The sequence below is a fragment of the Neorhizobium sp. P12A genome, from assembly GCF_008365395.1.
Taxonomy (GTDB): Bacteria; Pseudomonadota; Alphaproteobacteria; order Rhizobiales; family Rhizobiaceae; genus Rhizobium.
Window position 1 is genome coordinate 1 of the sequence record NZ_QOVX01000044.1, and the last position, 14,798, is coordinate 14,798.

Genomic DNA, 14,798 nt, shown 5'->3' on the forward strand with positions numbered 1-14,798 from the left:
AAGGATTGGGAAAAATCCATCATCTCAGCCGAAGCCTGGATAACCATCGCCCATATCCGCATCCTTACGCGGCGGCTCGCAAGATATTGCTATCGTTGAACCCTTTTCGAGTCAGACTCTTAGCTTTCCCAGGAGTGAGCGAGCTTATCCAACCGGTGTACTTCAGGTCCCAGTAACAAAAAAACAACGCACCAATGATCGCGAAAAAAGGCGTTAAATTTGACCCTGAAATAGTGAAGAATATTATCGATATTTGATTGCAAATAATTAAAGCCAACAGCCAGGGGTTTAATCCCAACGCTCCACACCATTTCATTTAACAACAGCCACAGAGATCCGACACATCTTCCCTACATATGCAGCTTTCCCGCGATTGCAAAAGGCTTCTATTGGAGGGCCACCTTTAAGAGTGTGGGTGCAATTGCAGACGTTGCCTCGCCGCGAGCCCCCACTCGGCCTCAATGGAAACTCGTGCCTCTTTCACGACTTCAACGAGTGATTCATATAAGCCCGAATACGATTGGACGCGCCAGAAACCTTCAGGCCACTGCCCCTGATCGTCTTCTATTGGACCGAAATAGCGTTCAACAGAGTATCGAAACAATCCGTGAGTTTCACTTCGTTCGATAACGGCGCGAAACGAGCTTGCCCCATCGGATAATATCTCCACCGGTTTCCAATTTGTCTCGGGATCTAATCGCGGGGCTCCGACCATTCCAACCCTCACTCACACCGCCATTGCCGCCCAAGCTTTCCTGGTTGAATTTGCTTGTCAATAAGACCTAATTGACCAGCCATGCGTTGGGAGTTTGTTATTCGTGAAGCATCTGTTCAAGACAATCGAGCGAGATGAGATTACTCGCGTTGTGTTCTATAAACATACAGGCGATTTGTATTCTTTCGAAGAAGAAACGAAACAATACGACGAATTTGCGGAGTTTGGCCCGTACTCGTACTGGTGCGAGACCTATGTTTCAGGTCTCTATGATACTGCAGCGGCAGCAGAGCGAGACGCTTATGCGACCATATCCTGGCTCAAAGTTTGTCAGGGTGGCGGCTTCGTAGTGTCCCGGACCTCTCGGATACGTTGATCACTTAGCGTGGCGGCTTTGCGAGCGTCTTGGCGCTGCTTCCAAAACGAGCCAATGATTCCGAATCCGATCATGCAAAGCGATGGCACGCCAAATAGCACGACGATAAATACATTGAGAAAAGGTCCATGCATCCCGAGGATCTTCTCGCCGGTGTAGCATTTTTCATAATCGGCTGAGTAAGTTAGATCTTCGCACCCAGTATTAAAAAAAAGAATTGTAAGTCCATTCCAGAGAGCAAGAAACGCAACGGCTTTCCCGATGCCGTTTCGAAGCGGACCCCAATCCGGATTTCGCAGCGGTTTTCGGTTAGCCTGAACAGATCTGAGGACGACTAAAAAAATCCCCAGTATCGGCACGCCGGCGACTTGAGCAAGCGCAATAGTCAGCCACGGCTGCAATGGCGGCTGCGTTATCAATTCCGCATAGCCAACAATAAACGCGGTCAACACAATGCTAGCGAACAACGACCCAACAGTTAATCCCTTTCGAGTGATGACATTCCCCAAAAAAACAGCAGCAGATAAAATGGTTCCAATGAGGGGGACTGGCCCAATCACCCAAGGCAACATTTGATTTGTCATCTCTCCTCGGCGGTCAGCGTAAATGGTAAAGCCAGGACTGGATCACTTGAAAATTGCACCGATGTATCGATTTTTCAACTTAGGACATCTCCGCTTTCGAAAAAATTTCGGAACGATCGACGAAGACTGGCTCGAGAAGATCGCGGCGAACGAATTTAGGAGGGCGGGGTGCGCTTAGGTGATCGAAATCACTTCACTTGCCGTCGTGCTGCCAAAGCCTGTCGACGTAGCCGTGACATCTATCTTGACCTTGTTGCCGGCGACGAGACCGGCCGAGGCGGCGTTCCATGTCCAGTTCGCGGACGCAAGGGATGCCACCACGACGTTATAGGTGGTGCCGCCGTCAGTAGAGACGGAAACGACGCCATCGTAACTGTCCGGATCGCCAGACCAATCGCCCGGCTGGAATATCCATGACGCGTTGGCCTGCGCCGCCGTATAACTGTAGAGCTTCGTGGTGGAATTGAAGGTCGGGAAGATGCCGCCAACGGTATATGGGCCGAGCGTCGACTGAAAGAACCGCATCGTCGAGCCGTCGCTAGGACGGGTGTAAAGCTGGTTCTGATAGTACGGCAACCCCTTCTTGTCGTGGAACTCGACAACGAAGAAATCCGTGAAGTCGAGCATGATATCGACCGCGCCGACGAACGGCGTCAGATAGATTCTGGTGGTCGTGGATCCGGTGATGGGCGAGACGGTCGGATGCGTCACCATCCACGCTTCACCGATATCCTCCGCAATGCCTGTTTCCGGGTTCAGCGGGAAATTACCATCACGATATGGCGTCGGAACATCGCCATAGCCGGAGATCAAAGCGCCACGGCCATCTGATCCGAGCTGCGCCCCGCCAAGAATGCTGAGGTTTCGGAACGATGTCGCGGCGCTGACACCGTCAGCTTTTGAGACCTTATACCCGACATAACCGATATACTTCTTGCCGCGCGTCAGGCCCGGCACATTGACCTGAAGATAGATATCGGCCGTCGCAGGCTGGTTGCCACTAAGCGTAAAGCGCTGTCGACCGCCGCTCGCATCCGCCACGATGTTGACGCCCGAGGCAACGCCGTTCATCAGCGTGTATCCGTCAGCAATCGTGCCGCTGATATTCGCCGCACCAGCGCCGGACTTTCCGCCACCTGTACCGGAGAAATTCGGATTGGATGTCAGGTTTCCCGATGGCGGCGAACCTGATGTCGGCAAGGTGCGGCCGGCTGGCAGGATGGGCGCCAGGATGTCGTAGAACTTCTTTGCTCGATTGAAGAACGCGCCGCGAGTGTTGTCGTGCAGCTGGTCTCGCGTGTCGGCATTATCCGCGCCGCCGGAGCTGATGTCGTACGGAGCGTTGAGGTACTTGACCTTGACGTTACCGATCATCTTGCCGTCCTGCGCCAGGCACCACGCCGTGATGGCATTGAACAGCGAGATATTTGGGAGGCCCGCTGTCGCCTTGCGGGTCGGGCTGAGGATGATCAGTTTCGACGTCGGAAGGGCCGCGAACTGGTTCATCATTGATTGCACGGCGTCAGTGAGGGCCTGCAACGTCGGAGGCGTTCCGGGGATCGTGGCATTGACCCAATCGCCAATCCAGAGCACGGCCGGCTTCTGCGCGAGCGCAGCGGGCAACTGGACTGGAAACTCATCGGGAAGGCTGCCGGGAAAGCCCAAGACGCCATACGGGTTCGCCTGAAGGCGGTGGTTCATCTTGCGAAGCAACGCCGGAATATAGCCGTACCAGTTGCTATCGAATTCCACCGAGCAGCCGACAAAGGTGATCGTATCGCCGAGGGCGAGTGGTTGGAACACCCCACCCCCACCCTTGGTTAGGGCGTGGGTGACTATCGAAGGATGGACGTCGGGGATGATAGCTAGAGGTTGATGGCACACCTGGCGACGGTTATTCTTTGATCTAATTCACCGGACAATACCTCTGATGGCAAAGATTATTCAGAACCACTTGCCGCAATATCGCATCCTTCTTGTGATGTTAGCCACGATTGGAAGCTATTTTACGATATGGATCCTGGCTCCGGTTTGCTTCGTCGTTGTGATGGCGATTCCTGGATTTGTGATGAAGTACACATGGTCGGCGGGGACGATCAAAAATTCAGAGCCTTCCCGTACAAGCACGCCATCTTCGGCTACCTGGTACTTGTGTACATCTGGAATGGATTTCCCCAACGAAACGTTGAATAGATCCGTCAGGGCTCGGGTGAGTGTCAGACGATATTGACGATCTGCTGATCCATCTGTGTGCCCAAGGCAAAGGACGTGATCCTCACCTTGTTACCCGCCACCATGCCCTTGCCCGTGGCGTTCCATACCCAATTCGTCGCCTTGACGCCGGCCGACTGCTGGACCGACGAGCTGCCGCCATCCGTGGACAAATCCACCGTCGCATCCAAGTCCGTGCTGACGCAGCCGGAGATATCGCCCGCATGGATATACCAGTTGGCATTGCCCGTTGACAGTTCACGCGAAAGAGCGGAGAGGGCGAGGCACATTCGTGGTTTTCCAAAGGTTCTTGCGATACAATGCCAGGGCACTCGGGAGGCAATCCAATGATGGGCAGCAAAGTCTGCACCAACGGCGACGAATATGATGCGTTCTTGCGCCGAAGCCGCCGGCTCATCTCATGGGGTCGGGGCGAACTGAAGAAGATCAAGCGCGGCTTCTGGAAGCGGCAGCGCAAGACCGCTGCATCGGACGCTCGCTATGCGGACGGCGGACGCAGGCACGAGTGAGCATCACAACCGATTTCATCTCTGAGCTAATCCGAGCGAACTCAGGACCTGAACCTGCGCGGAAACCTTTGATGGTGTCGATAACGTTATCGAGCTTGTCGCCGAAGGATTCCACAACCCCGTCAATCCGATCGTTGGCGGCGTCGATCCCTTCTTGTTTTCCGAGGTTGCCTCGATCGCTCGCGTGACCTGAAACGAGATCGGCGGGATCTGGGCCACCCGTTGCTGCAGGCCGCTGATCGAGTCCTGATAACCTTTGAGCCGATCCTTGCGCGCCTCGGCTTCGACGTCGAAACATACTTGCGGGGGGTATCGTCCAGATGTACCCCGCCGAAGCCGCGTTGTCAGCAATACCGCCTACGATAATCGCGACCTACCAAACGTTCACCCGCCATGTCTCAAGCTTTACCGGCATTTTCAAATCCTCATCTGCCACCCTTTGATGCCCTTTCGGTAGGCACTGATTTTTTGGATTGACTCTCGCAAAGCCTGGAACATAATAAGAACACTGAGGCGGAAGAACGCCTCAATCAACAGCAATATGTGAAGTCGTGAACTGCGCTTGCCCGCAGAAGGAGTAGCCGTGTCCGCTGTCCGTGCCGAAATTTCCGAAATCGATCCGGTCGACGAAATCCTTGAAGCTTTCCGGGGCGATGCTCGTGCGGCAATCGCGGATATACTGGCACAGTGCAATCATCTCCACGATCAGCTTGAATTGGTATCGGCGGCAATGAGCACGGGCCTGACGCGAGGATGGAGACCAAATGCCGATCGACGTCTTGAGCAAGGGGAAGAGCTATGAGCAACGTTGCTGAACAATACGAGCTTGCGAAAGGTCTCTATCATGCGCGGCCAGAACCCCAAGAGCGCGCTGAGGCCGATCCGAAGCTATTGGCCGAAACTGCTGACAAGGGTGGCCTACAGTTTTTTACCACGTGCCTCTACGAATGCGAAGAATCAGTCCCGGTGGGCGAGCTCCACATCGCACTATGGCCCACTGGCGACGCTTGGGGCATGGCCAGATTCCAGGAAGGTGAGCGCGGGGCAACCCCGGTCCTTCACGTGAAAGGCGAGACGATCGAGAATGTTGCGAGCAAGCTTTACAACCTACTTGGTTTCGCGGAGCTTGATTTGAACAGCATAGCGGAGACCTACGATAACCTTTCGGAAGCTTAGATCCGCTCGCAGTTAGGCCTTCTGCGCATCAATGGAACCACAGCAGCTCAGCCCGCGATATAAATGGCGCAAGACCTGGCCGGATGAAGCGGACCGCGACAGCTGGAAAACCGATTTTCAAGGATGGGACGGCGATATTCCAGTCGGCCGTGTCCGGTACGAGGAAAACGGCCCGAAGAAGGGCTTGTGGCAATGGAGCGGCCACGGGCCACCACTTTGTCAAAGGCTTTTACCCCATCAGGGGGTATGAGGGGGACCCGCGAGTAGCGGGGCTTAGGGCCGAAGACTATTACAACCGTTTAGTGCGTACAATGGCCTTGACGATTCCGCCGGTGACGCCATTCTGTAGCGATGGACATCTTGCCGGCTTTCATCCCTGAAAGTCATCCGGACCGCATCGTATGGTGCGAGTTCGCTATGCAGGCCGAGTTCCTTATGCTTGCGCAGCGGGCAAAGTCCCTCGGGTGGCGTGACCTCGACGGCCCTGGTCAACCTTGCAGACAACAACATGCTTGCTCTGATTGCCGACGGCCGGGTCGACGCTGTGTTGAACGAGATCAAGAAGCGGTAGCAGCCGCTCTTGTCGTTCCGGTCAGCGCTCCAATCGGTAGACGGCTGCGTTGTCCTGCTTTTCGCGGACCCTTATATGAAGCATGGCGAAACTTTCCGTCGTCCGTCCAGGCGCGGAACTCGATCTCGGCTATCAGGGCAAGCTGCGCCCATACGACGCCGCTGCGCTTTGGAGTAACAGGCGGCTTCGACGTTAGCTTGTCGAGATCCTCGCGCAGCTTGATCGTCGGACGCTCCTTGAAGCCAGTACCGACGCCACCGACGTAAACGAGTTCGGCGCCCTTGTAGACCGGCAACAGTAACCTGCCGATGCCGCCGAGCGCCGCTGTCGAAGGCTCATAACCGACTATGAAGAAGCTGTCGCTGTCGATGCTCGTGACCTTGACCCAGTCGCCGAGGCGGCCGGAGCGGTAAGACAATACCGGCACTTTGCGATGATGCCTTCCAAACCGTGTTCGCAGGCAGGATTGGATGGCACCTGTCCGTCGCCTTCTCTTCAAGCATGTGCCGACGGTCGCCCAGGTCCATTCCCGAGATATCGTGACGTCGAAATCGAGTAAGTCGAAAGCATAGAAGATGGCCTCGGATGCATGGCGTTTTCCGGTTCGCCCGACAAGGGCTTGCTGCAGTGCGCCGAAGTCTGATCGCCCCTGGTCATCGCTCACGACCGCTTCGCCGGCGAGAATGGCAGTCCGGCCAATCGCGGCCGCCTCATCGGCGATCGTCGGGAAGCGATCGGTCCAATCATGCCCGCCGCGGGTGATGATCCGAACGCGATTTGGCTCGACATGAACCACCAGGCGGTAACCGTCCCATTTGATTTCGTAGAGCCAATCCGGCCTGACTGGCGCCTTCGACTTCAACAAAGCAAGGCTCCATCCTTTCCGGCATGGGATCGAACTGAAGCTGCGGTTGATCAGGATCGCGAGGCTTGCGCGGCCAGCCGCACAACGGCACGTCGGTGTTACGGAGTAGCGGTTGGGACGACTTACTCGGAACATTTGTCGTGTCCCGACGTGCAACAGGGAATGGTTAAAGAGTCGATTCGGATATCTCTACCTGTCCTCATGGGTAATTGCGATTTTTCTAAATCACAGTCAGACTTTCTTCCGAGTTCGTAAGCTACACAGCTCAGAAGCAGACCAAAATGAGATGACCACAGATGCTTAAGATCGCCTCCGCCGTCGCCGTGACAGTTGTCACTGCCGCGATCTTCATACCAGGTCTGGTCAAGCTGACCTATCGCGCTTGGCGCTACGGCCACCTCGCCGCGCTGTTTGCACATGATGAGCGTCCGACGCAACCGAGATCTTGAACATCAGCCTGAGCGACGCTATGATCGGTGTGCCCATTAAGTTCTCCTGATTGCCCCGCTTCACTTCAGCGGGGCTCTCTTTTTGGGAACAATTTTTTCATTCGCCAGTTCAAAATTCGCTTACGCCCCTTGTAAGCCTGGCCCGGCGCAAACACACCATCGACCGGCCCGCTTTCGGCGGTTTTTTCGGAACAATCACTTTCTCGGCGAGTTTGAAATTCGCTTACACCCCATGTGAGCGGAGCCAGGCGCCCTTGTTTCCACCAGCGTTCACACCACGAGTGCCTGGCTCACCGTTTCCCACAAGCCGTTACCGTGTGTGACATCGACAACGGCACTCATTGGTTGACCATTTATCGAAGCGAGTTATTTTACCTGCGCTACCTTGAGGTGTTTTGATGTCAGCGTTCGTCTTTGCAATATTGACCGGCTTCGCAATTTTTCTTTTCGAACGTTTCCAGTTGGACGCGCGGTGGATCGCCTATGGGGTCATAGCTTTGGCAGGGGTGGCCGCGTGGATCATCTGGGAAAGCCTCGAAGAAAGTGAGGATGACGGCTAGCGGAAAAACCAAAGATGCGCTGGTTGATCGAAGAATATTGCCTTCATGCTCATACTCGGAAGAGAGAACAAATCGCCCACGAGATCTGTCGACTGATCGACGCTGGCGAGGATCCTAGCCGCATTGCCGCCCTTGAAGAGAAGATGATGGATTATGCGCAACAGTCAGAGGTAATCTTGGCGAAGCGCGCGCTTCGCCGGATCGTTTTCGGGTATTTGGTCAGGATGCCGAGCTCCTCGGTATTTGGAAGATCCAAACTCAGCTAACCCCCACTTATACTTTGTGTGTGGGTGGTCTGCCAGCTCTGAGCTCTCGCAGCGGCGTTTCTTAATTGGCCGTCCGCCCAGTTCAGCCGGCGCCACTCCGGAGATTAAAAATGTCGTCGTAGCTTTGATTGCAGATACGCACCCAACAAAGAACATTGTAATTCTCATATATGGCAAAACGCCGACACGAGGGGCTTTGGTATCCCCCCGTGATCGTGAAAGTTTGCCGAATTTTCGCATCGCTCACATTGTCAGCATTCCTGACGATTTGCGTCAGTCGATCCTGATCAGGAAATACTGAGTGGTCGTGCGCACGGCAAGGAAGTCGCGACCAATGGCGCTCTCAAGGAACTCCTCAAGCGCCAGATATGCTCCGTAAAGTCCGGGCAATGCCGTTGCATCTTCAACAATGATAACGCCGCGGCGCGCCATCAGAGGCGCAACTTTATTCAGAGCAATCGCAATGGCGTCGTATATGTCGACGTCGATATTGGCGATTGCGATCTGCTGAATTTCGGCGGGCAAGGGATCAGCGCAGATGTCCGTGGGGACAACATTCACCTGCTGATCGGTCTGCGCCACCAGTCCGTGAATACGCGCGACCGTCTTTTCCGGGTCCATGATGTGGGTACCACCCCAAATCAGATCCGGACTGTGCATCGAGGTCTCATATGTAAAGCCGGAATAGGTATCCAGCAACCAGGACCGGCGCTTTATACCCAACCGATCCATATGCGAGAGAGCGGTCAAGGCACTCGATCCCGAGAATACACCGATCTCGACAAAGTCACCTCGGATATGCCGCGTCAGTTCGATGGCCTGGCAAATCTGCGAATGAAGCTCCTGGCCGCCGAACGGTTCATGGCCGAGAATGGAAGCCGCGTTGTTAATGCTATGAATTGCATTGGCGCTGACCTCAATGAACGGAATCTTGTCAAACATCGGCGGCGGAGCAAACAGGCCCTTGCACGCGACGATGCGCTTCAGGGGAGCCAGAGCTTTTTCATGCAGCGAGAAATGAACGTAAAAGGCGCTTCTGCCGATTTCGGTATCGGACAGATCGGCCAGAGTGAGCAAAACACCGTCCGTTTCGGCGGAAAATTCCGCAGAGACCCGCTCAGGCTGGTCCGTCAGGATATAGACCCGTTCCTTCTTCTTTCGCAGATCCGAGGGAGAATACGTAACTTCGCGATGCCGGTAGCCTCTACCATCGAAAACCGGCATCTCTCTTGGCACGTAATGCGGTAGTGTTCGGCTTTGCATGATTACCTCAAAATTGGTCTGAAAGGCGCTGACAATCGAGAACTGCTTTCTCTCGACTAAGCGGGAAAGCTTGCGCAGAACTGTCGATGGCTCATTCGACTGACTACACCGAGTGATTGCCGACTACGCTTTGCGTTAATGACATGGCAAGAGCCTTAAATTTTACGTCAGGGTTCTGGGCATCATTGAGACTTCCGAGAGTGGAAACCTTGTCGGTTTCCTGGTATCGAAGCACGATGCTGGAGAACTGCATTTGAGTTGCGACGAAGTTCCGAAGGAGGCCAATTTCTACGCCGCTCATCGCCCCAGTTCAGTGGAAGGTCGCTCGAAAGGGCCGGTAACTGTCCATTCTCCGCCTGAAAGGCCGCGGCATGAACGAGACGGAATCGATTTTGCCGCCCGATGTAAAGTTTAGCTGATCACCGTTTACCAGCGCCTGTGCGGAACCTGGTGCGTCAAATATAGACGGCAACCGTGGCAAGATCCGTCGCTGCCGTGCGGGTCTGACCAGAGGGGAAGAACATTGATGGTGTTAATACCGATCGTCGCTTTGGATGACCGCGACCGCGCCACACTGATCGCATTCGCCCTTACACTGTGCGAATACTGTTGAGGTAGAGCGTAGCACCCGCGCCGGAACCTAGTGCCGTACGCGCGTTCCCTGCCGGGTCCGTCAAGCTTCGAGCGCCCCCTGAATGCAGTCGACCGGCTATTTCCAGATTGAAAAATAAAAGTCCTTGTGATTGTCCGCATGAATGATCTCGTATGACGAGAACCCGTACTCTCGGACCGCCAGATCTAAGAGATCCTTCAGACTATCCTTGTCATAGAAATGCACGTGGATGGAGCTGTCCTTCTCCATCATTTCGCTCGCCAACTGGGGCTTGCCGCGAAGAGCGAAGTATCTCTCATAATGCGCCTCGACCGGGCGCCAAATACCAGCGTCAAATTCCGCCTTGATCTCGCCGATCTCAGATGGGCGACCGACGGAATCCTTTGTCGAATGCATGTCCGGGATCACGGCGAGAATCACGCCACCAGCTGAAAGTTTATCCCGCCATCTAACCAGATGCCCGAGCGGATTGGCTAGGTGCTCGAACACATGGCTGCTAAATATGAAATCGAGCGATCCGTCTTCGGCAGGTAGGTTATCAGCCGTTCCGATAACGTATTTCGAAAAATCAGCTTTCGGAGTACCATATTTCCCGGTCGGATCGTACAACTGAGCCCACTTTTCGATGGGCATTTCCTCAAGGTAGCAAACAGAAGTGGCGCCGCTTGCAAGAATTTGCGGCCTTGGGCCAGGGCCGATCTCGATGCCCTTACCGACCGCGCGCTTGATCAATACCTTGCGATTGAGCGCCTTATGAACGAGCAGTTCGACGACATAACCCTTTGGCGCGATGAACGACAATTGCAATTCGGCATTGCCTGGAAGGCCCTTACTTTTGTCCCAAGGCATCGGAACGGGGACTGCCGATCTGCCGAATCTGATGCCAGCAGTCGTGCCTCGGCTTCCGCGGTGCCTAGTGCTGACTTCACATCGCCCCCTAGGAAACAGGTCGAATGACCATTTTGCAACCCTGCGGAGCCGAACGAACCAACCGATCTGATCCGGTAGCGTTGCCAGCCGATAGACCTTGTCGACGCCCCCGATCGTCAACTCGCTCCCATTGTCGAACTCGACGACACGCCAGATGCTTAGGTTTCGCCGAGCTTTGGCCTGGCGCCATCCACCTTTTATCGAAAGGCGTTTGTCCTTTCTGTTGATCAAGTCTATTAGGTTCATGAACGGCCCCATCAATATTTTCGGCGAACCTTCTCTATATCAGATAGTAAGTCAATCCTCGCTAATTGTTCGGAGAATCGCCTTCGATACCGTTAGTTTGGCGTAGGCGCCGAGTTTGGCCGCCGTCGGCGAATAGGCCCACAATGTTGCCGCTGGCCTCAGGGGACGCGGGCGTCGATCGGCTTGTATGCGTCACAGAAACGGTTGCAGAGCGAACCTAGACCGCCTCCTCCGCTTGGCGCGGATCGTCCAGCGGGGAAGAAGCTCGACGAGCGTTGGTCGAGATTTGAGCCGAACGTTACAACGCGGCAGCGAAGATCGCCACGAGCACGCTGCCCTCAAGCCATTTCAGAAATCGAATAACAACTTTCATGCCGCCAACATTGCTAATTCCCGTTACGAAAGCAGCCCCACCCGTACCAACGGATGATTGAAACTCTTCCGAATTGCCATAGTTTCTTCCGAAATGAGGTTTACAAACACCGCCCCAAAAGCCTGAAAGACAAAGAAGCCTAAAAGAAGTGACGTCCCATGCTTAAGATCGCCTCATCCATCGCCATAATTGCTGTTGCTGCAGCCATTTTCACGCCGGGAGCGGTCAAGATGACATATCGCGCTTGGCGCTATGGTCATCTGGCCCCTTTGTTCGAGCGTGGCGGCGAGTAACCCTCCTTTCAGCCTTGCACTATCTCGGCGCCAATCTCAACACGGATGAAGCAACGATCCCAGAGCTGGCATTGACCAAATAGCGCGATCTCTTAAAGGTCAGACGTCGAGAGTCCCACGCCGCGAGATCGTCACGCCTGTCGCCCAGCTTGGTCAGACATCCATCACCTTGAAGATCGGTGTGAGAATGTTAAGAGGACAAAGCTTGCTATGGATGCAGAGAGGGCTTCATGAACATTTCAGTCGGAAAAGTCGGCGCACCGCGCGCGCATGCCAGGAGCGCGCATGGCATTGGGTACCGAGCCGATATCGACGGGCTGCGCGCCCTCGCGGTCGCGGCGGTCGTAGTCTTTCATGCTTTCCCTTCGCTGCTTCCAGGTGGCTTTATCGGCGTCGACATCTTCTTTGTGATCTCAGGATTTTTGATCTCGACAATCCTTCTGGAAAATCTTCGGCTCGATCGCTTCAGCTTCCCAGACTTCTACGGCCGCAGAGCACGGCGGATATTTCCGGCATTGTTCATTGTCCTCGCCGCATGCCTCGCCCTTGGATGGGTCGTGCTAGTTCCGGAAGAATACGCGCTACTCGGCAAACATCTCGCGGGGGGAGCCGGATTCCTTTCGAACCTGCTTCTCTGGCAGGAGAGTGGCTATTTCGATACCGCCGGGGAGACCAAGCCCCTTCTCCATCTTTGGTCCCTTGGAATCGAGGAGCAGTTCTATATCGTGTGGCCGGCGATCCTGTGGGTGACCCACAAGCTTAGACTTTCAAAACTGTCCGTGATCATCGTTATTTTCGCACCATCGTTTCTCGTCAACATTCCACTGGCACATGTCTATCCCGTCGCAAACTTCTACTCGCCATTGACCCGTATTTGGGAGCTACTGATTGGCGCCGCGGCCGCGCAGGCCATGTTTGAGGGGAGGAGCGCGAATCCGGGCTTTTTCGGGACGATTTCCAACCGGCTGTCCGCAACGCACTGGACTGCCGTTGCGGGTGCTGCCTTGATCGCGATTGCCCTCGTTCGCCTATCACCTGCGAGCCTGTTTCCTAGCTGGCGTGCTCTTTTGCCGACAGTGGGCGCCGCCCTCCTGATCGTATCGGCGCCGACGAACTGGATCAATCGGAACGTTCTTTCACAGAAACCTATGGTGTGGTTAGGGTTGATCAGCTATCCGCTCTACCTGTGGCACTGGCCACTACTGGCCTTCGGCCGAATCATCCAGGGAGAAGCCCTAAGCCTTGAATTTCGATGCATCGCGGTCGCGGCCGCGATCGTTTTGGCAGCAGGCACATATGCAATCGTGGAACGAAATGTGCTCCGGTCGCCCCGACGCCTGATGATCGCCGCGTTTTCTACAGCGTGCATGGCAGCGATCGGAATATCTGGCATCGCCATTTTCCTCGACAACGGCGCGCCCAATCGACCCGGCGTCATTCAGGGCGCCGAGATCCAGAAGCAGCTGGAGGGCACAACCTGGAAATACACGGCGAACGATGCCTGCAAGGCCCGGTACCCGTCTGACTATCGGTATTTCTGCGTACAGATGGGCGATGGGTCGCCGACGATGATCCTGCTCGGTGACAGTTTTGCGAATGCTCTTGTCGCCGGTCTTGCAACTAACCCCGCGACGAAGAACGAGGTTATTTTGAACTGGGGCTCGTGTGAGCCAAGTGCTGCGGCCGACAGCCCCGAGATCAAGGTACAATGCGAAACTCAGGACAAGATCATCGCGGCGACGCCGACGCTGAGATACGCCATCCTCGTCGCGAAGTGGCCGCGCTTCGATACCGCAGGACGGGTTGTCGACCTCTTTACCAATGTAGCAGCTTATGACACGCCATGGGCTCCCCGCTTCCGTGACGGCCTCGACAAGCGCATTTCCTTCCTGGAGGCGAGGGGAATCAAGGTCTTTGTGTTCGGTCCAAAGCCGGAGATTGACTACGACCCAAAATATTGCTTCTCACGACCCTTCCGGCAGACCGCACAGAGCTGTCAGATGACGGAAATTAACGTCCTGGATCAGCAACACGAATTATCGATCGCGCTTAAAGATGTGATGGCCAAGCATCCGGCCGCGACCTTCTTCGATCAGGATCAGGTCTTCTGTCAGAACGGCGAATGCTCGCTGAAGTCAGCCGGCGGCATGCCGATGTTGCGGGACAAGGTCCACTATTCGCAATATGGCAGCGCCGTCGCCATAGGCATGTTTGTCAAGCAGGTGCAACTGCTGGGCTACTTTAAGCAGAAATAGACCGCCCGCATCCGATAGGCTTTCGCGGGCACAGCGGCGCCAGTAGTGCAACAGGCCTTGGCTGACGCCGTATTGACGCGCGACCGCAGATATTGGCGCCGGGCACAAAACTCGCCGCATTGATCCTTGCCTTGTCCTTCGGGCGGTCCCGGTAGGGACGATGGTTGCCCATCGCCCCCCGGCCAGATCCGTACGTGCGGCACTACCGCATACGGCTCCTATCGGATGTCTTGACGTTAAACCGAGCATCTGGGTGCGGATGCAACAGACGACATGGCGGCAGGTATTTGCGAAGCAGCCTTTGGAAACGATCCCAAGACAGCCGGTTTCGCTGGCTTCGACGCATCAAAGCGTGTCGCCAAGCGCGACCCACCTCCCAGCGGAACCCTCCCAATCTTCTTAGAGTCTGACTCGAAAAGGGTTCAACGATAGCAATATCTTGCGAGCCGCCGCGTAAGGATGCGGATATGGGCGATGGTTATCCAGGCTTCGGCTGAGATGATGGATTTTTCCCAATCCTTG

At 55.2% G+C, this 14,798-nt stretch carries 12 protein-coding genes and 3 pseudogenes; 7 read left to right on the forward strand and 8 right to left on the reverse strand.

Translation table 11 applies throughout. From position 1 onward, the window contains the following. Nucleotides 1–99, forward strand: a pseudogene (locus tag DTW90_RS36060) (IS5/IS1182 family transposase); the annotation flags it as partial. Nucleotides 100–1,045: 946 nt separating this feature from the next. Here DTW90_RS36060 and DTW90_RS36065 read toward each other — a convergent pair. From DTW90_RS36065 to DTW90_RS36075, 3 genes are all read right to left on the reverse strand, one after another. Continuing rightward, nucleotides 1,046–1,675, reverse strand: a complete 630-nt coding sequence (locus DTW90_RS36065; protein ID WP_149344877.1) for a hypothetical protein — start codon at nt 1,673–1,675, stop codon at nt 1,046–1,048. Nucleotides 1,676–1,849: 174 nt separating this feature from the next. Further along, complete coding sequence (locus DTW90_RS36070) at nt 1,850–3,478, reverse strand: SGNH/GDSL hydrolase family protein (RefSeq protein WP_149344879.1); 1,629 nt, start codon at nt 3,476–3,478, stop codon at nt 1,850–1,852. 413 nt (nt 3,479–3,891) lie between these two features. Beyond that, nucleotides 3,892–4,176, reverse strand: a complete 285-nt coding sequence (locus tag DTW90_RS36075) for a hypothetical protein (protein ID WP_149344881.1) — start codon at nt 4,174–4,176, stop codon at nt 3,892–3,894. 57 nt (nt 4,177–4,233) lie between these two features. On the opposite strand from DTW90_RS36075, the gene DTW90_RS36080 reads away from it, so the two are divergent. Then, entirely contained in the window at nt 4,234–4,416 is a 183-nt protein-coding gene (locus DTW90_RS36080; RefSeq protein ID WP_132527698.1) for a hypothetical protein, read from the forward strand. 526 nt (nt 4,417–4,942) lie between these two features. Here the strand turns inward: DTW90_RS36080 and DTW90_RS37485 are convergent. Continuing rightward, nucleotides 4,943–5,113 (reverse strand): hypothetical protein, encoded by a 171-nt coding sequence (locus tag DTW90_RS37485; protein ID WP_188080184.1) that lies wholly within the window; start codon nt 5,111–5,113, stop codon nt 4,943–4,945. Between the two features lie 101 nt (nt 5,114–5,214). Here DTW90_RS37485 and DTW90_RS36090 point away from each other — a divergent pair, with 101 nt between their 5' ends. Both DTW90_RS36090 and DTW90_RS38120 read left to right on the forward strand, forming a co-directional pair. Beyond that, on the forward strand, nt 5,215–5,592 hold the full coding sequence (locus DTW90_RS36090) for a hypothetical protein (RefSeq protein ID WP_149344885.1): 378 nt from the start codon (nt 5,215–5,217) through the stop codon (nt 5,590–5,592). Between the two features lie 439 nt (nt 5,593–6,031). Next, complete coding sequence (locus tag DTW90_RS38120) at nt 6,032–6,163, forward strand: hypothetical protein (protein ID WP_281407604.1); 132 nt, start codon at nt 6,032–6,034, stop codon at nt 6,161–6,163. A 21-nt stretch (nt 6,164–6,184) separates the two neighbouring features. Here DTW90_RS38120 and ligD read toward each other — a convergent pair. Next, nucleotides 6,185–7,119: pseudogene (gene ligD, locus DTW90_RS36095) on the reverse strand (non-homologous end-joining DNA ligase). 205 nt (nt 7,120–7,324) lie between these two features. On the opposite strand from ligD, the gene DTW90_RS37490 reads away from it, so the two are divergent. Further along, the gene (locus DTW90_RS37490; protein ID WP_188080185.1) at nt 7,325–7,477 is read left to right on the forward strand and encodes a hypothetical protein; all 153 of its coding nucleotides are present in this window, start codon (nt 7,325–7,327) and stop codon (nt 7,475–7,477) included. A 1,099-nt stretch (nt 7,478–8,576) separates the two neighbouring features. On the opposite strand, the gene DTW90_RS36100 is transcribed toward DTW90_RS37490, so the two are convergent. Both DTW90_RS36100 and DTW90_RS36105 read right to left on the reverse strand, forming a co-directional pair. Continuing rightward, entirely contained in the window at nt 8,577–9,566 is a 990-nt protein-coding gene (locus DTW90_RS36100; protein WP_149344886.1) for a TylF/MycF/NovP-related O-methyltransferase, read from the reverse strand. Nucleotides 9,567–10,275: 709 nt separating this feature from the next. Next, complete coding sequence (locus DTW90_RS36105) at nt 10,276–11,355, reverse strand: methyltransferase domain-containing protein (protein WP_188080186.1); 1,080 nt, start codon at nt 11,353–11,355, stop codon at nt 10,276–10,278. A gap of 531 nt (nt 11,356–11,886) precedes the next feature. Here DTW90_RS36105 and DTW90_RS38125 point away from each other — a divergent pair. Next, complete coding sequence (locus DTW90_RS38125) at nt 11,887–12,021, forward strand: hypothetical protein (RefSeq protein ID WP_281407605.1); 135 nt, start codon at nt 11,887–11,889, stop codon at nt 12,019–12,021. A 230-nt stretch (nt 12,022–12,251) separates the two neighbouring features. Continuing rightward, the gene (locus DTW90_RS36110; RefSeq protein WP_149344890.1) at nt 12,252–14,276 is read left to right on the forward strand and encodes an acyltransferase family protein; all 2,025 of its coding nucleotides are present in this window, start codon (nt 12,252–12,254) and stop codon (nt 14,274–14,276) included. Nucleotides 14,277–14,698: 422 nt separating this feature from the next. On the opposite strand, the pseudogene DTW90_RS36120 reads toward DTW90_RS36110, so the two are convergent. After that, nucleotides 14,699–14,798: pseudogene (locus tag DTW90_RS36120) on the reverse strand (IS5/IS1182 family transposase); the annotation flags it as partial.